At 71.6% G+C, this 18,656-nt stretch carries 18 protein-coding genes, 1 tRNA gene and 1 pseudogene; 7 read left to right on the top strand and 13 right to left on the bottom strand.

Translation table 11 applies throughout. The features are described from left to right. Window positions 1-6 precede the first annotated feature (6 nt). Window positions 7-462 carry a GNAT family N-acetyltransferase gene (locus GTW40_RS08610; protein WP_202485592.1) on the bottom strand — a complete coding sequence of 152 codons (456 nt, stop codon included), beginning with the start codon at window positions 460-462 and terminating at the stop codon, window positions 7-9. Window positions 463-730: 268 nt separating this feature from the next. On the opposite strand from GTW40_RS08610, the gene GTW40_RS08605 reads away from it, so the two are divergent. Continuing rightward, the gene (locus GTW40_RS08605) at window positions 731-1,498 is read left to right on the top strand and encodes a response regulator transcription factor (protein WP_161179563.1); all 768 of its coding nucleotides are present in this window, start codon (window positions 731-733) and stop codon (window positions 1,496-1,498) included. Here the strand turns inward: GTW40_RS08605 and tamR are convergent. Next, entirely contained in the window at window positions 1,457-1,954 is a 498-nt protein-coding gene (tamR, locus tag GTW40_RS08600; RefSeq protein ID WP_161179562.1) for a MarR family transcriptional regulator TamR, read from the bottom strand. The two genes, GTW40_RS08605 and tamR, sit on opposite strands and share 42 nt — an antisense overlap. A gap of 89 nt (window positions 1,955-2,043) precedes the next feature. Between tamR and GTW40_RS08595 the strand changes: the two genes are divergently transcribed. Then, the gene (locus tag GTW40_RS08595) at window positions 2,044-2,856 is read left to right on the top strand and encodes a trans-aconitate 2-methyltransferase (protein ID WP_161179561.1); all 813 of its coding nucleotides are present in this window, start codon (window positions 2,044-2,046) and stop codon (window positions 2,854-2,856) included. Between the two features lie 3 nt (window positions 2,857-2,859). Continuing rightward, window positions 2,860-3,234 (top strand): VOC family protein, encoded by a 375-nt coding sequence (locus tag GTW40_RS08590; RefSeq protein WP_161179560.1) that lies wholly within the window; start codon window positions 2,860-2,862, stop codon window positions 3,232-3,234. Window positions 3,235-3,249: 15 nt separating this feature from the next. Here the strand turns inward: GTW40_RS08590 and GTW40_RS08585 are convergent, their stop codons facing one another. Beyond that, the gene (locus GTW40_RS08585) at window positions 3,250-3,927 is read right to left on the bottom strand and encodes a TetR/AcrR family transcriptional regulator (RefSeq protein WP_161179559.1); all 678 of its coding nucleotides are present in this window, start codon (window positions 3,925-3,927) and stop codon (window positions 3,250-3,252) included. Continuing rightward, complete coding sequence (locus GTW40_RS08580; protein WP_161179558.1) at window positions 3,924-4,919, bottom strand: acyl-CoA desaturase; 996 nt, start codon at window positions 4,917-4,919, stop codon at window positions 3,924-3,926. The genes GTW40_RS08585 and GTW40_RS08580 overlap by 4 nt, the downstream gene beginning before the upstream one ends. Window positions 4,920-5,228: 309 nt before the next feature. Between GTW40_RS08580 and ppc the strand changes: the two genes are divergently transcribed. Further along, complete coding sequence (ppc, locus tag GTW40_RS08575) at window positions 5,229-7,961, top strand: phosphoenolpyruvate carboxylase (protein ID WP_161179557.1); 2,733 nt, start codon at window positions 5,229-5,231, stop codon at window positions 7,959-7,961. A gap of 92 nt (window positions 7,962-8,053) precedes the next feature. On the opposite strand, the gene GTW40_RS08570 is transcribed toward ppc, so the two are convergent. The 7 genes from GTW40_RS08570 to GTW40_RS08540 form a co-directional block, all read right to left on the bottom strand. Then, window positions 8,054-8,548 (bottom strand): hypothetical protein, encoded by a 495-nt coding sequence (locus tag GTW40_RS08570; RefSeq protein ID WP_237525407.1) that lies wholly within the window; start codon window positions 8,546-8,548, stop codon window positions 8,054-8,056. Between the two features lie 63 nt (window positions 8,549-8,611). Next, window positions 8,612-9,208 (bottom strand): aminoacyl-tRNA hydrolase, encoded by a 597-nt coding sequence (gene pth, locus GTW40_RS08565; RefSeq protein ID WP_161179556.1) that lies wholly within the window; start codon window positions 9,206-9,208, stop codon window positions 8,612-8,614. Between the two features lie 117 nt (window positions 9,209-9,325). Continuing rightward, entirely contained in the window at window positions 9,326-9,922 is a 597-nt protein-coding gene (locus GTW40_RS08560; RefSeq protein ID WP_161179555.1) for a 50S ribosomal protein L25/general stress protein Ctc, read from the bottom strand. Window positions 9,923-10,126: 204 nt separating this feature from the next. Continuing rightward, window positions 10,127-11,107, bottom strand: coding sequence for a ribose-phosphate diphosphokinase (locus GTW40_RS08555; protein ID WP_161179554.1), 981 nt, complete (start codon window positions 11,105-11,107; stop codon window positions 10,127-10,129). Window positions 11,108-11,278: 171 nt separating this feature from the next. Continuing rightward, on the bottom strand, window positions 11,279-12,727 hold the full coding sequence (gene glmU, locus GTW40_RS08550) for a bifunctional UDP-N-acetylglucosamine diphosphorylase/glucosamine-1-phosphate N-acetyltransferase GlmU (RefSeq protein WP_161179553.1): 1,449 nt from the start codon (window positions 12,725-12,727) through the stop codon (window positions 11,279-11,281). Between the two features lie 131 nt (window positions 12,728-12,858). Then, window positions 12,859-12,934: transfer RNA gene (locus tag GTW40_RS08545), tRNA-Gln, on the bottom strand. 14 nt (window positions 12,935-12,948) lie between these two features. Next, window positions 12,949-13,818, bottom strand: coding sequence for a hypothetical protein (locus GTW40_RS08540; RefSeq protein ID WP_161179552.1), 870 nt, complete (start codon window positions 13,816-13,818; stop codon window positions 12,949-12,951). A gap of 165 nt (window positions 13,819-13,983) precedes the next feature. Between GTW40_RS08540 and GTW40_RS08535 the strand changes: the two genes are divergently transcribed. After that, on the top strand, window positions 13,984-15,294 hold the full coding sequence (locus GTW40_RS08535) for a histidine kinase (protein WP_161179551.1): 1,311 nt from the start codon (window positions 13,984-13,986) through the stop codon (window positions 15,292-15,294). A gap of 32 nt (window positions 15,295-15,326) precedes the next feature. Here GTW40_RS08535 and GTW40_RS08530 read toward each other — a convergent pair whose 3' ends face one another. Together GTW40_RS08530 and GTW40_RS08525 are read right to left on the bottom strand one after the other, a co-directional pair. Beyond that, window positions 15,327-15,854 carry an SUKH-3 domain-containing protein gene (locus tag GTW40_RS08530; RefSeq protein WP_161179550.1) on the bottom strand — a complete coding sequence of 176 codons (528 nt, stop codon included), beginning with the start codon at window positions 15,852-15,854 and terminating at the stop codon, window positions 15,327-15,329. An 87-nt stretch (window positions 15,855-15,941) separates the two neighbouring features. After that, a complete protein-coding gene (locus GTW40_RS08525) occupies window positions 15,942-16,457 on the bottom strand; it encodes a YwqJ-related putative deaminase (RefSeq protein ID WP_161179549.1) in 516 nt (171 codons plus the stop codon). A gap of 324 nt (window positions 16,458-16,781) precedes the next feature. On the opposite strand from GTW40_RS08525, the gene GTW40_RS08520 reads away from it, so the two are divergent. Both GTW40_RS08520 and GTW40_RS08515 read left to right on the top strand, forming a co-directional pair. Continuing rightward, window positions 16,782-17,774: an SMI1/KNR4 family protein gene (locus GTW40_RS08520; protein ID WP_161179548.1), complete on the top strand. Its 993-nt coding sequence runs from the start codon at window positions 16,782-16,784 to the stop codon at window positions 17,772-17,774. Window positions 17,775-17,784: 10 nt separating this feature from the next. After that, window positions 17,785-18,656 (top strand): annotated as a pseudogene (locus GTW40_RS08515) (hypothetical protein); the annotation flags it as partial.

Raw genomic sequence — 18,656 nt, 5'->3', positions numbered from 1 at the left:
GACCCCTCACCCCAGCCGCTTCGTCAGCGTGTACTCCGTGACCCCCGGCGGATAGTCGGGGATCTCGCAGACCACCTCGTAGCCCTGGGCGCGGTAGAAGCCGGGGGCCTGGAAGTCCCAGGTTTCCACGCGGGAGTGGGCGCAGTCGTGGGTGGTGCGGGCGAGGTGTTCGGCCTCGGTCAGGAGGCGGGTGCCGAGGCCGGTGCCCCGGTGGGGGGTGTCGACCCAGAGGTGGGTGATGTGGAGCCAGCCGGCCCAGGTGTGGGCCACCAGGCCGCCGGCCGGCTCGCCCGACGCGTCCAACGCCCAGACGTGGAGCGGGGTTTCCCGTTCGGCGGGGGTGTCGCGCAGGGCGGACAGGGCGGGGGAGGCCGCCGTGTTGGTGTCCCGTAGCCGCGCCCGCAGCAGAGCACGTCGGTCCTTGTCGACTTCCGTCTCGATACGAAACATGCGGCACACCATAAACGCGCAGCCCGGTCAGTTCCGCCAATTCGCCCGCCCCCGACGGCCCCCGCCCGTACGCTGAGAAGCGGTGCCGGTGGGGGCCGGTGCCGATTCAGGGGGCGAGACAGGCGGGTACGGCACCCGCGAGGGGGGTAGCACTGTCCGCGACGGTGAGGGCCGCGCGGTCGGGCAGCTCCCTCGCGGGTGCCGTGACCGCGAGCCGTCGTCGTTCTCCCAGCCTGGGGTCTCCCCCGCTCCCGCGCGGAGCCTGGGGATAGGGGGTTACGTGGTTCGCATCCGAGTCCTGGTCGTCGACGACCACCGCATCTTCGCCGAGTCGCTCGCCGCGGCACTGGCCGCGGAGCCGGACGTCGACGTGTTCGCCGCCGGCAGCGGCCCGGCCGCGCTGCGCTGCCTGGAACGGGCCGCCGCGGAGGGCCGCCGCTACGACGTCCTGCTGGTCGACGCCGATCTGGGCAGGACCCTGCCGGGCGGCCGCGCGGCCATCCCCGTGCAGCTGGGCGACGCCGAGGGGCACGTCGACGGGATCTCCCTGGTCTCCGGGGTCCGCACCGCCCAGCCGGGCGTGCGCTGTGTGGTCCTCGCGGAGAAGGACGAGCCGCGCCGGGCCGCCCTCGCGCTCCAGGCGGGCGCCTGCGGCTGGGTCGCCAAGGACTGCTCGCTGTCCCGGCTGCTCACCGTCATCCGGGGTGTCCTGCGCGACGAGACGCATCTGCCGCCCGCCCTGCTCACCGGTGTCCTCAAGGAACTCACCGCCGCCCGCAAGCACCGCAGCGAGAGCGAGCGCCTGGTGGAGTCGCTGACCCCGCGCGAGCGTGAGGTGCTGCGCTGCATGGTCGCGGGGCTCGGCCGCAAGGCGGTCGCGGAGCGGCTGTTCCTCTCCCCGCACACCGTGCGCACCCATATGCAGAACGTGCTGGGCAAACTCGGCGTCCACTCCACCCTGGCCGCCGTGGCCCTCGCCCGCAGGGCCGGGGTGGGTCCGGTGGACCTAGCCGGGGACGTTGTCGAACGGGGCGGTCAACTGGCGTAGCAGACCGGCCAGTTCGGAGCGCTGCGCGGTGGACAGCTCGCCCAGGATCGCCCGCTCCTGCGCCAGCAGCCCCGCCAGCGCCTCGTCCGCCCGGTCCCGCCCGGTGTCGGTCAGCCGCACCAGCACGCCGCGCCGGTCGCTCGGGTCGGGCAGCCGCTCGACCAGGCCCTTCTTGGCGAGCCGGTCGATCCGGTTGGTCATCGTGCCCGAGGTGACCAGCGTCTGGGTGAGCAGCTGGCCGGGGGAGAGCTGGTACGGCGTCCCGGCGCGCCTGAGCGCGGTCAGCACGTCGAACTCCCAGGGCTCCAGCTGATGCTCGGAGAAGGCGAGCCGCCGCGCGCGGTCCAGGTGCCGGGCCAGCCTGCTCACCCGGCTCAGTACTTCCAGCGGCTCCACGTCGAGGTCCGGGCGCTCCCGGCGCCACGCTGCGACCAGCCGATCGACCTCGTCCTCCATGGAGATCAGTGTAGTGGTTGTGTCGACATGAAGTCTCTTGATGTCGAGTGTCTTGACATCGAGAGATCGCTCGCGCCAGGCTGGAGGACATGACGACGCCGCAGTGGAACCCCGCCCAGTACCTCCGTCACGCCGGTCACCGCCTGCGCCCCTTCACCGACCTCGTCGCCCGCGTCCCCGACCCACCGAGTGCCCGCCCGCGGGTCGCCGACCTCGGCTGCGGCCCCGGCAACGCCACCACCCTGCTCGCCGCCCGCTGGCCCACCGCGCACATCACCGGCTACGACAACTCGCCCGAGATGCTCGACCGCGCCCACACCGAGCACGAGGGCCCCACCGACGGCGGCGGCCGTCTGGACTTCGCGCCCGCCGACGCCCGGACCTGGACCCCGGACGAGCCCTGCGACGTGATCGTCTCCAACGCCACCCTCCAGTGGGTGCCGGGCCACCTCGACCGCTTCGCCGACTGGACTGCCGCCCTCACGCCCGGCGGCACCTTCGCCTTCCAGATCCCCGACAACACCGACGCCCCGCTGCACGCCCTCATGCGCGACCTCGCGGACACCCCGCGCTGGAAGTCCCGCCTCGCCGGTGTCCTGCGCCGCCCGGACTCCGTCCACACCCCCGGCGTCTACCTGGACCGCCTCGCCCGCCTCGGCCTCGCCGCCGACGTGTGGCAGACGACGTACCAGCACGTCCTCACCGGCGAGGACCCGGTGCTCGACTGGGTCAAGGGCACCGGACTGCGCCCCGCCCTGACCGCGCTCGCCGACGACCCCGAGGCGCGGGACGCCTTCGTCGTCGAGTACCGCGACCTGCTGCGCGCGGCCTATCCGGGTGCCCCCTACGGCACTGTGCTGCCGTTCCGCCGTCTCTTCGCCGTCGCCGTCCGGGAGGTCTGAGCCGTGCTCGTCGCCGTCGACCACGTCCAGCTCGCCGCCCCCGCGGGCAGCGAGGACGCGCTGCGCGCCTTCTACACCGGCGCCCTCGGCATGACCGAGATCCCCAAGCCCCCGGTGCTCGCCGCGCGCGGCGGCTGCTGGTTCCAGACGGCCGGGGTCCAGCTCCACCTGGGTGTCGAGGAGGACTTCCGCCCGGCCCGCAAGGCCCACCCGGGGCTCCGGGTCCGGGACATCGAGGCGTACGCCGCCCGGCTCACCGCTCACGGCGCCCGCGTGACCTGGGACGACAACCTCCCCGGCCACCGCCGCTGCTACGCCGAGGACCCGGTCGGCAACCGCCTGGAGTTCCTGGAGCCGACCGGGCCCGTGGTGCCGTAGAAGCAGGCGAGGGCGCTAGTTCTTGCGGTGCCCTATCAGCCGCGGCTTCTGCTCCAGGCCGTCCAGGCCGTGCCACGCCAGGTTCACCAGATGGGCCGCGACCTCCGCCTTCTTCGGGCGGCGCACGTCCAGCCACCACTGCCCGGTCAGCGCGACCATCCCGACCAGGGCCTGGGCGTAGAGCGGGGCCAGTTTGGAGTCGAAGCCGCGGCTCTTGAACTCGCGGCCCAGGATGTCCTCCACCTGGGTCGCGATGTCCGAGATCAGCGAGGCGAAGGAGCCCGTGGACTGCGGGATGGGGGAGTCGCGGACCAGGATGCGGAACCCGTCCGTGTACTCCTCGATGTAGTCCAGGAGCGCGAAGGCCGCCTGCTCGCACAGCTCCCGGGGATGCCCCGCCGTCAGCGAGCCGGTCACCATGTCGAGCAGCCGCCGCATCTCGCGGTCGACCACCACCGCGTACAGCCCCTCCTTGCCGCCGAAGTGCTCGTACACCACCGGCTTGGACACCCCGGCCTTCGCCGCGATCTCCTCCACCGACGTGCCCTCGAAGCCCTTCGCCGCGAAGAGGGTGCGACCGATCTCCAGCAACTGCTGGCGGCGCTCGGCACCGGTCATACGGGTCCGGCGCGTCCGCCGCTGCTTGTCGTTGCCCTGGGTGCTGCTGGAGTCGGTCGCCACGCCGTCAATCATGCCGCCTCGGCGCCGGCCTTCCCGCTCCGGGAGGAGCCCGCACCGTCACTGCGGCGCGAATCGATACGCGAGCGTGACGGCCAGCGCACGTCGTACGCCCAGCCGAGCCGCTCGAACCAGCGGATGATCCGGGCCGAGGAGTCGATCTGGCCGCGCTCCACACCGTGCCGCGCCGCCGTCGGGTCCGCGTGGTGCAGGTTGTGCCAGGACTCACCGCAGGACAGGACCGCCAGCCACCACACGTTGCCCGAGCGGTCGCGTGACTTGAACGGCCGCTTGCCCACCGCGTGGCAGATGGAGTTGATCGACCAGGTCACGTGATGCAGCAACGCCACCCGGATGAGTGAACCCCAGAAGAAGCCGGTGAAGGCCCCCCACCAGGACATCGTCACCAGGCCGCCGATCAGCGGCGGCAGCGCCAGCGAGATCACCGTCCACATCACGAACTGCCGGGAGATCGTCCGGATCGCCCGGTCCCTGATCAGATCCGGCGCGAACTTGTCCTGCGGGGTCTGCTCCTCGTCGAACATCCAGGCGATGTGGGCCCACCACAGGCCCTTCATCAGCGCCGGGAGCGTCTCGCCGTACCGCCACGGCGAGTGGGGGTCGCCCTCGGCGTCGGAGAACTTGTGGTGCCTGCGGTGGTCGGCCACCCAGCGCACGATCGGGCCCTCGACCGCCATCGACCCCATGATCGCCAGCGCGATCCGCAGGGGGCGCTTGGCCTTGAACGAGCCATGGGTGAAGTACCGGTGGAAACCGATGGTGATGCCGTGGCAGCCGATGAAGTAGAAGAGCGCCAGCAGACCCAGATCGAGCCAGCTCACGCCCCAGCCCCAGGCCAGCGGCACGGCCGCCACCAGGGCCACGAACGGCACGATGATGAACACGAGCAGGGCGATCTGCTCGATCGAGCGCTTCTTCTCGCCGCCCAGTGTGGCGAGGGAGGCATCGGGTGAGGCTTCGTCGATCACATCGGAACTTGAGGTCATGCGCGTCCCCTGTGGGGTCGAGGGTCGGGGCAGGTGCCGGGCCGCCGGGACCGGACGGGAATGAAGGGAACACTTCCCTACGGTTCCGTAACCTACGGCGTCGTAAGTATGGCAGCGAGTGGGGTCGCGGCAAGGGCCCCAGACCCTGCGCGTCCCGGTGGACACCTATCCTTGGAAGCGGTCGGACAGCGCGGTCCGCTCTGTTTACTTCCCGGAGGTTCCAGACCGTATGCGGCGTTTTGCGTCGCAATGGACGGATATCCCGGGTTCCCTCCCAGACGAGCTTCACCACTGCAAGGAGCCGCACCTGTGAGCAGTGCCGACGACCAGACCACCACGACCGGCAGTGAGCTGCGCGCCGACATCCGGCGCCTGGGCGACCTGCTGGGCGAGACCCTCGTACGGCAGGAGGGTCCCGAACTCCTCGAGCTGGTCGAGAAGGTCCGCCGCCTGACCCGCGAGGACGGGGAGGCCGCCGCCGAACTGCTGCGCGGCACCGAACTGGAGACCGCCGCCAAGCTCGTGCGCGCCTTCTCCACCTACTTCCACCTGGCCAACGTCACCGAGCAGGTGCACCGCGGCCGCGAACTGCGCGCCCGTCGCGCCGCCGAGGGCGGCCTGATCGCCCGCACCGCCGACCGCCTCAAGGACGCCGACCCCGAGCACGTCCGCGAGACCGTCCGCAACCTCAACGTCCGGCCCGTCTTCACCGCGCACCCCACCGAGGCCGCCCGGCGCTCCGTCCTCAACAAGCTCCGGCGCGTAGCCGAACTCCTGGACACCCCCGTCCTCGACTCCGACCGCCGTCGCCACGACGTGCGCCTCGCCGAGAACATCGACCTCGTCTGGCAGACCGACGAACTGCGCGTCGTACGCCCCGAGCCCACCGACGAGGCCCGCAACGCCATCTACTACCTGGACGAGCTGCACGCCCACGCCGTCGGCGACGTCCTGGAGGACCTCACCGCCGAGCTGGAGCGCGTCGGCGTGGAGCTGCCCGACGACACCCGGCCGCTCACCTTCGGTACCTGGATCGGCGGCGACCGCGACGGCAACCCCAACGTCACCCCCCAGGTCACCTGGGACGTCCTCATCCTCCAGCACGAGCACGGCATCAACGACGCCCTGGAGATGATCGACGAGCTGCGCGGACTGCTCTCCAACTCCATCCGCTACACCGGCGCCACCGAGGAACTCCTCACCTCCCTGCGGGAGGACCTCGACCGGCTCCCCGAGATCAGCCCCCGCTACAAGCGCCTCAACGCCGAGGAGCCCTACCGGCTCAAGGCCACCGCGATCCGCCAGAAGCTGGAGAACACCAAGCAGCGCCTGGCCCGCAACACCCCGCACCAGGAGGGCCGCGACTACCTCGGCACCGCCGAGCTCCTCGACGACCTGCGGATCATCCAGACCTCCCTGCGCGCCCACCGCGGCGCCCTCTTCGCCGACGGCCGCCTCGCCCGCGTCATCCGCACCCTGGCCGCCTTCGGCCTCCAGCTCGCCACCATGGACGTACGCGAGCACGCCGACGCCCACCACCACGCCCTCGGCCTGCTCTTCGACCGCCTCGGCGAGGAGTCCTGGCGCTACGCCGACATGCCCCGCGAGTACCGCGCCAAGCTCCTCGCCAAGGAGCTGCGCTCGCGCCGCCCGCTCGCCCCGAGCCCGGCGCCCGTGGACGCGGCCGCCGCCAAGACCCTCGGCGTCTTCCAGACCGTCAAGCGGGCCCTGGAGGTCTTCGGACCCGAGGTCATCGAGTCGTACATCATCTCCATGTGCCAGGGCGCCGACGACGTCTTCGCCGCGACCGTGCTGGCCCGCGAGGCCGGACTGCTCGACCTGCACGCCGGCTGGGCCAAGATCGGCATCGTGCCGCTCCTGGAGACCACCGACGAGCTGAAGGCCGCCGACACCATCCTGGAGGACATGCTCTCCGACCCCTCCTACCGGCGCCTGGTCGCGCTGCGCGGAGACGTCCAGGAGGTCATGCTCGGCTACTCCGACTCCTCCAAGTTCGGCGGCATCACCACCAGCCAGTGGGAGATCCACCGCGCCCAGCGCCGCCTGCGCGACGTCGCCCACCGCTACGGCGTCCGGCTGCGCCTCTTCCACGGCCGCGGCGGCACCGTCGGCCGCGGCGGCGGCCCCTCGCACGACGCGATCCTCGCCCAGCCCTGGGGCACCCTGGAGGGCGAGATCAAGGTGACCGAGCAGGGCGAGGTCATCTCCGACAAGTACCTCATCCCGTCGCTGGCCCGGGAGAACCTGGAACTGACGGTCGCGGCCACCCTCCAGGCGTCCGCCCTGCACACCGCCCCCCGCCAGTCCGACGAGGCACTCGCCCGCTGGGACGCGGCCATGGACGTCGTCTCCGACGCCGCCCACTCCGCCTACCGCGAGCTGGTCGAGGACCCCGACCTGCCGACGTACTTCCTCGCCTCCACGCCGGTCGACCAGCTCGCCGACCTGCACCTGGGCTCGCGGCCCTCCCGCCGCCCCGGCTCCGGCGTCTCGCTCGACGGACTGCGCGCCATCCCGTGGGTGTTCGGGTGGACCCAGTCCCGGCAGATCGTCCCCGGCTGGTTCGGCGTCGGCTCCGGCCTCAAGGCGCTGCGCGAGGCGGGCCTGGACACCGTGCTCGACGAGATGCACGGGCAGTGGCACTTCTTCCGCAACTTCATCTCCAACGTCGAGATGACCCTCGCCAAGACCGACCTGCGCATCGCCCAGCACTACGTCGACACCCTCGTGCCCGACAACCTGCGGCACGTCTTCGACACCATCCGCGCCGAGCACGAACTCACCGTCGCCGAGATCCTGCGTGTCACCGGCGAGAGCGAACTCCTCGACGCCCAGCCCGTGCTGCGGCAGACCTTCGCCATCCGTGACGCCTACCTCGACCCGATCTCCTACCTCCAGGTCGCCCTGCTCAAGCGCCAGCGCGACGCGGCCGCCGAGGGCGCCGAACCCGACCCGCTCCTCGCCCGCGCCCTGCTCCTGACCGTCAACGGCGTGGCGGCGGGCCTGCGCAACACCGGCTGACGACTCCGCCGTACACATGACGGTGCCCCCGGCAGCCTTTCGGCCGCCGGGGGCACCGTCATGTCAGGAAGGGCTCATCGCCCGGGAAAGGCTCACTGCGCCGTAACGAACGCCCCCACCAGCAGCGCCACGCCCAGCCCCGCCAGCACCCAGCCGGTCCGCGTCAGCCGCATCCCGCCCGCCACCACCACCGAGGCCAGCAGCAGCGCCCCGCCCAGCGGCAGCCACGCGAACAGCGTCCCCGACAGACCCGAACGCACCACCACGTCCGTACCGGGCTCCACCGTCACGTCGTAGGTCCGGCCCGCCCGCACCGCGACGGTCTTCGCGAGCACCACACGGTCACGCCGCACCGCCCCCTCGGACACCGGCGTGAACGGGCCCGTACAGCGGTCGCCGGAACAGTCCGTCACCCGCATCGTGCCGTGCTCACGGCCCTTGGGCAGCATCACGTGCTGCGCGGTGCCCCAGGAACCCCATGCCCCGGCGAAGAGGATCAGCGCGGCGCACATGCCCATCAGCACGGCCCGCCCCACCCCCAGCGCGGTCACGGAAGCCCGGCGGACAGAACTGGCTCTGGCAGGCATGGCCGGGATCATTGGCCATACCCCCACGGCCGGTCAACTCCGGTACGGCGGAGACCGGACAAGTCAGGAGTTGTACGCCGACTGCGCCCGCTCCAGGCCCTCCGTCACCAACGACTCCACCGCGTCCGCCGCCCGGTCCACGAACCAGTCCAGCTCCTTGCGCTCGGCGGACGAGAAGTCCTTCAGCACGAAGTCCGCCACCTGCATCCGCCCCGGCGGACGCCCGATCCCGCACCGCACCCGGTGATAGTCCGCGCCCATCGCCTTCGTCATCGACTTCAGGCCGTTGTGCCCGTTGTCGCCGCCGCCCAGCTTCAGCCGCAGCGTCGCGTAGTCGATGTCCAGCTCGTCGTGCACGGCCACGATGTGGTCGACCGGCACCTTGTAGAAGTCCCGCAGCGCGTTCACCGGGCCGCCCGACAGGTTCATGAACGACATCGGCTTCGCCAGGATCACCCGCCGGTTCGCCGGACCCATCGGACCGATCCGGCCCTCCAGCACCTGCGCCTGCGCCTTCGACGCCCGCTTGAACTTCCCGCCGATCCGCTCCGCGAGCAGATCCACCACCATGAAACCGACGTTGTGCCGGTTCATCGCGTACTCAGGACCCGGGTTGCCGAGCCCGACGACCAGCCAGGGGGCACTCTCGGACGTGCTCACGTCCCTGTCTCCTCACGTGCGACAGCCGCTGCTCCCCCAAGGGAAACATCCCTGGGGAAGCAGCGGCTGGAGCGAATACGGCTACCGCCACGAACGCGGCGGCAGAACCGGGCCGACTCAGGCCTCGGCGGCCTCGTCACCCTCGGCGGCCTCGGCGGCCGGGGCCTCCTCGGCCTGGGCGGCCAGGACCTGCAGGACGACGGCGTCGCCGTCGACGGCCAGCGAGACACCGGCGGGGAGCTTGATGTCCTTGGCGTGGATCGAGGCACCGGCCTCCAGGCCCTCGACGGAGACCGTCAGGGACTCGGGGATGTGCGTGGCCTCGGCCTCGACCGGCAGGGCGTTCAGCACGTGCTCGAGCAGGTTGCCACCCGGGGCCAGCTCGCCCTCGGCGACGACCGGGATCTCGACGGTGACCTTCTCGCCGCGCTTGACCAGCAGCAGGTCGACGTGCTCGAGGAAGCCCTTGACGGCGTCGCGCTGGACGGCCTTCGGGATCGCCAGCTCGTTGGTCTTGCCGTCGATGTCCAGGGAGATCAGGACGTTCGGCGTACGCAGCGCCAGGAGCAGGGCGTGGCCCGGGAGGGTCAGGTGCAGCGGCTCGGAGCCGTGGCCGTAGAGGACACCGGGAACCTTGTTGTCACGGCGGATGCGGCGGGCCGCACCCTTGCCGAACTCGGTGCGGGTCTCGGCGGCGATCTTCACCTCGGACATGTGATCACTCCTCGTAGAGGTAGTAGGAACGTGGTCACCCGGCCACGAACGGCCTGCTACGAAGAGCGCGTCGATAACGGACAGCCACCTCGTGAGAACACGAGTGCGGCCTCCCTCGCCGAGCAACTGTCGCAGTCTACTCGGCAGGGGAGGCCGCACCCAAAAGGATCTTCAGCTAGCCCGCGAGGCGGGCCTGCAGAAACCTCACTGCTCGTCGAAGAGGCTCGTCACCGAGCCGTCCTCGAACACCTCACGCACCGCGTTCGCGATCGTCGGCGCGATCGACAGCACCTTGATCTTCTCCAGGTCCGCCGCCAGCTCACCCGGCGTCGGCAGCGTGTCCGTGAACACGAACTCGCTCACCCGCGAGTTCTTCAGCCGGTCCACCGCCGGACCCGACAGCACACCGTGCGTCGCCGTCACGATGACGTCCTCCGCACCGTGCGCGAACAGCGCGTCCGCCGCCGCGCAGATCGTGCCACCCGTGTCGATCATGTCGTCGACCAGCACACACACCCGGCCCTCGACCTCGCCCACGACCTCGTGGACCGTCACCTGGTTCGCGACGTCCTTGTCCCGGCGCTTGTGCACGATCGCCAGCGGCGCGCCCAGCCGGTCGCACCACCGGTCCGCCACCCGCACCCGGCCCGCGTCCGGCGACACGACCGTCAGCTTGTCCCGGTCCACCTTGGAGCCCACGTAGTCCGCCAGCAGCGGCAGCGCGAACAGGTGGTCCACCGGACCGTCGAAGAAGCCCTGGATCTGGTCCGTGTGCAGATCCACCGTCAGGATGCGGTCCGCACCCGCCGTCTTCATCAGGTCCGCGATCAGCCGCGCCGAGATCGGCTCACGGCCACGGTGCTTCTTGTCCTGACGGGCATAGCCGTAGAACGGCACGATCACCGTGATGGAGCGGGCCGACGCACGCTTCAGCGCGTCGATCATGATCAGCTGCTCCATGATCCACTTGTTGATCGGAGCCGTGTGGCTCTGGATCAGGAAGCAGTCCGCGCCACGCGCCGACTCCTGGTAGCGGACGTAGATCTCACCGTTGGCGAAGTCGAAGGCCTTCGTCGGGACGACCCCGACGCCGAGCTCGCGGGCGACCTCCTCGGCAAGCTCGGGGTGGGCGCGGCCGGAGAAGAACATCATCTTCTTCTCGCCGGTCGTCTTGATCCCGGTCACAGCACTGTCTCCTCAGAGGTGTGTCAGCCAGCCTCGGCCAAGCGGCCTCTCGGCTGGGCACGAGAGGGCCGAATCAGCTGGTAGGGGGTGCGGGTGTGCACTTATCACGGTACGCCGTGTTTGACGCACTCGTGTCCGGAAGGGGTCCGGACGAGACCTCCCCGGGCCCCGTCAGCCCTCGTCCCCGGCCGCCTCGGTGGCCGCTCCGGCCGCCTTCGCTGCCGCGCTCCCGGGCCGCTTGCGGGCCACCCAGCCCTCGATATTGCGCTGCTCGCCACGCGCCACGGCCAGCGAACCGGGCGGCACATCCTTGATGATCACGGACCCCGCGGCGGTGTACGCCCCGTCCCCGACCGTGACGGGAGCCACAAACATGTTGTCCGCACCGGTCCGGCAGTGCGACCCGATCGTCGAGCGGTGCTTGTCCTGACCGTCGTAGTTCACGAACACGCTCGCGGCACCGATGTTCGTGAAATCACCGATCGTCGCGTCCCCCACGTACGTCAGATGCGGAACCTTCGTCCCCTCACCGATCGACGCGTTCTTCGTCTCCACGTACGTCCCGATCTTGGACTTCACACCGAGCGCCGTCCCCGGCCGCAGATACGCGTACGGACCCACCGACGCGCCCTCCCCGACCCGGGCACCGTCCGACACCGTGTTGTCCAGCCGCGCGCCCGCGCCCACGTGCGTGTCGTTGAGACGGCTGTTCGGGCCGACCTCCGCGCCCTCGCCGACGTGCGTGGCACCCGTGAGCTGCGTGCCCGGGTGCACCAGGGCGTCCCGGCCGAAGGTGACCGTCACGTCCACCCACGTCGTCGCCGGGTCCACCACCGTCACGCCGTCCAGCATCGCGGCCGTCAGCAGACGGTCGTTCAGGGTGCGGCGGGCCTCCGCGAGCTGCACGCGGTTGTTGATCCCGGCGATCTCCCGGTGGTCCCCGGCCACCGAGGCACCCACCCGGTGCCCGGCCTCCCGCAGGATGCCGAGCACGTCCGTCAGGTACTCCTCGCCCTGGCTGTTGTCCGTACGCACCTGCTTCAGCGCGTCCGCGAGCAGCAGGCCGTCGAACGCGAACACACCGCTGTTGATCTCCCGGACCGCCCGCTGGGCCTCCGTCGCGTCCTTGTGCTCCACGATCGCCGTCACCGCGCCGGTCGCCGTGTCCCGCACGATCCGGCCGTACCCGGTCGCGTCCGGGACCTCGGCGGTCAGCACGGTCACCGCGTTGCCGTCGGCGTGGTGCGTACCGGCCAGGTCCCGCAGGGTGTCGGCCGTCAGCAGCGGGGTGTCACCGCACACGACGACGACGGTGCCCTCCAGGGGGCCGCCCAGCTCCTCCAGCGCCATCCGGACCGCGTGTCCGGTGCCGTTCTGCGTCTCCTGCACGGCGGTGCGGACGCCGGGGTCGATGTCGGCCAGGTGCGCGGTGACCTGCTCACGGGCGTGTCCCACGACGACGACGAGGTGCTCCGGGTCCAGCTCACGGGAGGCGGCCAGCACGTGACCCACCAGCGAACGGCCGCAGATCTCGTGCAGCACCTTCGGTGTGGCGGACTTCATACGGGTGCCCTCACCCGCTGCGAGAACGACGACGGCTGCCGGGCGAATGGCGCTCACGGAGTTGCCTTTCGGCTCTGAAGGGTGTGGGGGGTGACGCCCGCAGGATACCGGGGTGAATTCTGGGGGACATGAGAGCGGGTCCCGCCGGGGGATGCCGGTCGGGACCCGAACTGAGGTCTCGCGCGCTGTGGCTCCCCCGCAAGGATTCGAACCTTGTCCTGCTGGTACCAAAAACCAGTGTGCTGCCAGTTACACCACGGGGGACAGCGCTCCAGACCTTACCCGAGGCGTGCCTGCGCCTGGGTCACGATTCCACCCCACCAGCCCTCAATGCGGTTGTACAGGTGGCCGCTTCGGGCGACGGTCACGACCAGGCAGCCGTGATAGCCCTCGCCCGTGTTCTTGCGGACCGTCCGCGGGTTGTGCTTCTTCAGGGTCGGTTTGGCGAAGACGGCCACGTCGACACCGGCCACCTCGGCCCAGAAGCGGTGGGCGGCCGGGATGTCCGCCGACTCGTGGATGAGGACGCGGTAGCCCAGGCGCTCGCGGTCGACGTCGAGAAGGTCCAGCCACGCGAGGTAGGTCTTGATCACCCCGGGGTCGCTGTTGACGAAGACCGCTCGCTCGCGCCGGTCGTACGGCTTGCTCTTCGCGCCCTCCGCCCAGTAGAGCGCCACTCCGGCCACGAACAGTTCGCGGTCCGTCAGCTCGGCGACATCCCGCACGGCTGAGGATTTGGACTCCTCCCGCTTCTCCCGTTCCGCGGCCCGGTGCCGGGCCAGGCCCTCCTGCATGAGTGCCTGCTGTTCCTCCGGTGTGTAGCGGCGCTCCGGCCTCGGCAGGTCCCTGACCCACAGCGACACCGAGCTTCGGGAGCAGCCCAGCTCCAGCTGGATCCGGTCGTACGTCCAGCCCTGGAGCCGCAGCTCCCGCGCCCGTTCCCGCAGGTCGTCCTTCGCGTTCGGGCGTTTCGTCCACTCCGGGGGCGGTTCGCCGTGGACGAGGCGGTTGAGGAGGTCGTTGTTGAAGACTTTCAGTTCGTCGCGGATCTGGCGGAGGCTGAGCCCCGCGCGGCGGAGCGCGACCGCTCGCTCCCGCAATGTGTCGAAGTCCGCGTACCGCCCGCTGTTGCCCGGTGAATGTGCCATGTGCATACCGTCCGGGCGGAACGGGTAGGTCGGGGGGTGAAGAGCCGGGGTTCAGTGGTTCGAGCGATTTCGGCTGGTTTCGAGGGCATTCGATTACGGTGTGTGATCCGGGCGGAGGGTGAAACTCGCCGGAAAAGCCGCCCTCGCCGCCCGTAGGCTGGAGGCATGACCACGACGGGGGAAGACCGCGCCAGGGCCCTGACCGGCCCATGGTGGTGGGAGAGGCGGCGCGGCGCGGCGCTGGACGGTGCGCTGGCCCTGGCGTCGGCGGTGGAGTGCGGCGCGGAGGGTGTCCCGTTCGCGCGGGACGCGGGTGTGCCGCTGTCGGTGGGGATCGTGTTCGGGCTGCTGGCCGGTGCGGTGCTGCTGGTGCGCAGGAAGTGGCCGGTGGCGGTCGTGCTCGTCGCGATCGCGATCACTCCGGCGCAGATGGGCTTCCTGATGGGCATCGTCGGGCTGTACACGCTGGCGGCGTGCGAGCTGCCGCGCCGGATCATCGTGGCCCTTGCGGGCATGTCGCTGGTGGGCACGATGATCGTGACGTTCGTGCGGGTGCGCCAGGACATGGCGCGGGGGGATCTGACGCTGGGCGACTGGTTCGTGCCGTTCGCGGCGGTCACGACGTCGCTGGGGCTGACGGCGCCGCCGTTGCTGCTGGGGCTGTACGTGGGGGCGCGGCGTCGGCTGATGGAGAGTCTGCGGGAGCGGGCGGACAGTCTGGAGCGGGAGCTTCAGCTGCTCGCGGAGCGGGCGGAGGAGCGGGCGGAGTGGGCGCGGGGCGAGGAGCGGACGCGGATCGCCCGTGAGATGCACGACGTGGTGGCGCACCGGGTGAGTCTGATGGTGGTGCACGCGGCGGCGTTGCAGGCGGTGGCCCGTAAGGACCCGGAGAAGGCGGTGCGCAACGCGGCGCTGGTGGGGGACATGGGCCGGCAGGCGTTGACGGAGTTGCGGGAGATGCTGGGCGTGCTGCGGTCGGGGGACGCGGTGCGGCGGGCGGCGGAGCCGGTGCCGTTGGCGGCGGTGGGGGTGGCCGCCGCGGAGGCGGCGTCGCGGGCGGCGGCCGAGGAGGTGCTGGACGGTCCGAGCCTGGCGGAGCTGGAGGAGCTGGTGGGGCAGTCCGCGGCGGCGGGGATGGTGGTGGCCCTGTCGGTGGAGGGCGAGGTGCGTGCGTACGCGGCGGTGGTGGAGCAGACGGCGTACCGGGTGGTGCAGGAGGCGTTGACGAACGTGCACAAGCACGCGGCGGGTGCGCGGACCTTCGTGCGGCTGGCGCACCGGCGGGCGGAGATCGCGATGCAGGTGGAGAACGAGTCTCCGCCGGAGGTGGCGTCGGCGTCGGCGGCGGGGCTGCCGTCGGGCGGCAACGGCCTGCTGGGGATGCGGGAGCGGGTGCTGGCGCTGGGGGGTGTGTTCGTGTCGGGGCCGACGGAGAAGGGCGGCTTCCGGGTGTCGGCGGTGATTCCGGCGGTGTGAGGGCCCGCCGGTGCCGGGGTCTTGTGGCGGGGTCAGCCTGCGGTCAGGCGTACCGGGTGGGTGCCCATGACGAGGGTGGTCAGGGCGTGGTCGATGTCGGGGCCGAGGTACCAGTCGCCGCTGTGGTCGAGGGCGTAGACGCGGCCTTCGGCGTCGATGGCGAGGAGGGCGGCGGTGGCGGTCTCCTCGCCGAGGGGGCTGACCTCGGTGCCGAGGGCGCGGCCGAGGTCGCCGAGGGTGCGGGCGAGGTGGAGGCCGTGCAGGGGGTCGAGGTGGAGGGTGGCGGGGGCGACCTGGCGGCCGGTGCCGGTGGGGTTGACGCGCAGTCCGCCGAATTCGGCCCAGGCTTCGACGGCGGCGGGGAAGACGGTGTGGCGGTGTCCGGCGGGAGAGAGGTGTTCGCGCAGGGTGTCGGCCCAGATCTCGGCCTGTTTTATGTTCCAGCGTCCGGGGTGCCAGCCCGCGGTGCGCAGGGCGTTGTCGGCGGCGCCGGGGAAGCGGGGGGCCGGTGGGTGGCCGAGTGTGGTGGTGCCGGGTGCGGTGGTGCGGTTGGGGTGCATGTGCCTTCGATCGTCGTGCGGTGCGGTCGTCGTACGGTGCGGTCGTCGTACGTGCGGTGGTTCCGGTGACCGGTGAGGCCGGGGGTGTCAGTGGGCGCCGGTGGCCGGGTCGACGATGCGGACGCCGAAGTGGGCGCTGAGGGCGGTGCAGGCGCGGCAGGGGGTGGCGAAGTTGCCGTGCAGGGGGTCGCCGTCCTCGCGTATGCGGCGGGCGGTGAGTTTGGCCTGCTTGAGGGACTTGCGGGCCTCGCCGTTGGTGAGGGGTCTGCGGGCGGCGCGTTTGCTGCGGGCGGCCTCCAGGGTGTGGAGGTGCCGGGAGATGAGGATCGTCTCGGCGCAGCGGCCGGTGAAGCGGTCGCGCTGGTTGCTGGTGAGGGTGTCGAGGAAGTCCTGGACGAGGGGGTGCAGCGCGGGGGGCCGGTCGCCGCGTGCGGCGGTTCCGGTGAGGGTCTCGCCGCGTACGGAGAGGGCGGCGGCGATGGTGGGGAGGATGCCGTCGCGGCGGTGGAGGAGTGTGGGGGCGGGGGGCGCGTCGGTGGCGCTCCAGCCGATGCGGGGGTCGCCGGATGGCGTGTCGGTGCTCTTGGTGGCCATCGTGTTCATGATCGTCTTTCCCTCCCCTGGGGCTCCCCCGAGGGACACAGAGTGCCAAATGCCGTGGCGGCTGCGGAAGCTGGGGCGGCGCGACACGCCAGAAGCGTGACGCTGTGTGACTGTATGTCGTGTGGGTGGGGAGGGTCGGCGGGCCCTCGCGGTGGTGGTCCGGCGGCCCGGTGACCGGTGTGCGCGTACGGCATAGGCTGTCGGACACCGCGCCGGTCGCGGTCGAGGCGTCGGTGACGCCTGAGACAGTCGGATACGGGTCGGGGTGCGCCGGTCGAGGGCGCGGGCACCGGCTCGTACAGAGTGCCGCAGGGGGCAACCGCCATGACGACAGGTCGGCTCGGGCAGGAGGCCGCGCCGCCGAACGCGGCCTATGCCGGGCAGGTCGTGCACTTCCCGGACCCGGTGCGGGCGGCGCGTCATCCGCGAGGGGTACGGGTCGACGGGCATGGCTATCCCGATTTCGCGCCGTACGCGCGCGCGGCGGCGGAGATCGCGGACCCGCCGGAGGGTTTCGGGGTCGACGAGTTGCGGCTGACGGACTACGTGTCGGCGAACGCGGCGCTGGCGGCCTCGGGGCATGAGCTGTGGGACACGGTGCCGGACGTGGCGACGCCGCACGGCTGGACGTGGCATCACGTGGCGGGCTCGCGCCGTCTGGAGCTGGTTCCGGTCGAGGTGAAGGCGCTGCTGCGGCATCACGGCGGGCTGGCGACGGCGGTGGTGGACCACGGCAAGCGGGGTACGCGGCCGCTTCCGGAGACGCGTCCGGCGCACTTCGGGCTGCCCAAGTCGGGTGTGGCGGTGACGGAGTCGCAGGTGCAGGGGGTCGAGGAGGACCTCGGGTACCGGCTGCCGGGCGCGTACCGCTCGTTCCTGAAGGCGGCGGGTGGCTGTGCGCCGGTCGGCGCCGCGCTGGACGCGGAGTTGGGGCTGCTGGTGGACCAGCCGTTCTTCACGGTGCGGGACGAGGCGGCGGTCAACGACCTGCTGTACGTCAACAAGTGTCTGCGCGACCACCTGACCAAGGACTACCTGGGCGTCGGGTTCGTGCAGGGCGGTCTGCTCGCGGTGAGGGTCAGGGGCGAGCGGGCGGGTTCGGTGTGGTTCTGCGCGTACGACGACGTACGGGACGTGGATCCGGCGTGGTCTCCGGCGGAGCGGGTGGAGCGGCTGCTGCTGCCGTGCGGCGACGACTTCGACGCGTTCCTGTCGCGGCTCGCGGGCGATCCGCCGGAGCTGGAGACGGTGGCGGGTCTGATGGTGGACGGCGGCTTCGCGCGTGCGGTGCCGGTGTCCTCGGCTGCGGGGGAGTGAGCTTCCGGCGATGGTGACGTTCGCACAGGCGCAGGAGCGCGCCGAGGAGTGGATCAACGGGGACGTTCCCGCGTACCAGCATCGCGAGGTGCGGGTGCGGGAGTTCGAGCTGGGCTTCGTGGTCTGGGGCGAGGACCGTGCGGAGGGCCCGCGCGTGGACGCGGGCGCCCAGCGGCTGGTCATCGCCCGCGACAGCGGCGAGGCGACGCTGTGGCCCGCCCTCCCGGTGGGCGAGGTGATCCGCCGCTACGAGGAGACGTACGGGCGTCCCGACGGGCCCGAGGACGCGGTGCCGGTGCCCGCTGCGGCGCGGGTGGATCTGAACCAGACGTCGTTCCTGCTGAGTCCGCCGGAGTGGTTGCAGGAGGCGGCGGAGAAGCTGGGGGCGCCTTCGGGGTCCGGGACCGGTTCGGGGGCGGCGTCCGTTCCAACTCCCGCTGCGGGTACGGCTTCTGGCCCGGTTCCTGAGACCGGTTCGGGAAGTGTGCCGGGTCCGCGTGAGGGTTCGGGCAACGGGCCCGGTGGCGGGCTCGCCGAGACGCAGCCCGGGGTTCCCGTAAGGGACGGGAGCGGTACGGCGTGGCCCCCGGCCGGTGCCGAGGACGCTTCCAGGACGCCCTGGGCGGGTACGGACACCAACGCGGACGAGGGCGAGGACCGCTCCGTACCGCTGCCCGCCACGGTGTTCTCGCCCCCGGTGGGCGACGGCGCCCCGCGCCCGCCCGCGTCCGAGCCGGGTGCCAAGACCGCGCTGATGTCGGGCGGCAGCCAGTTGCCGCCCACGGCGGTCACCCCGGAGGTGGCGCCCCCCGGTGCCGTGCGGCCGGGTTACGCCCCTCCGCCGGGCGGCGACGCCGACGCGCGTCCGGGACGTCCGGTGCC

The sequence above is a fragment of the Streptomyces sp. SID4985 genome (genome assembly GCF_009863025.1).
In the GTDB taxonomy this organism is placed as follows: domain Bacteria; phylum Actinomycetota; class Actinomycetes; order Streptomycetales; family Streptomycetaceae; genus Streptomyces.
The sequence above is the reverse complement of the archived record's forward strand: the minus strand, read 5'-3'. Positions and strand labels throughout refer to the sequence as shown.